Annotated in this window: 1 pseudogene; it reads right to left on the reverse strand. The window is 47.4% G+C overall.

What is annotated here, in order from left to right:
- Positions 1 to 331: pseudogene (locus tag A3735_RS09070) on the reverse strand (electron transport complex subunit RsxC); the annotation flags it as partial.

Raw genomic sequence — 331 nt, forward strand, 5'->3', positions numbered from 1 at the left:
GTCTGTCTTCAAGGTAATACATAAATCTGAATTACCAGAAGGGTGCGCCACAACTTGCTCAGCAATACTTTCTACCACACCTGAGCTGGGTGCATGCAAGCCGACACTGATATAACCGTCTGCTTCAGCCAATAACTGGCCTTTTTTTACTTGTTGACCCACTTCAACCAAGACCTTGGAGGCTTGACCAATATGTTGCTGTAAAGGTAAAACAAGTAGTGGCGGAATGCCCGCCTCAGTAATCGCTGTCTCGCTCGATAGCGACTTCATTTCCGCCGGGTGAATACCACCATGAAAGTCTGATAAGGAACGTCCACTCGTGGCAATGATC

The organism is Oleiphilus sp. HI0061 (genome assembly GCF_001635675.1).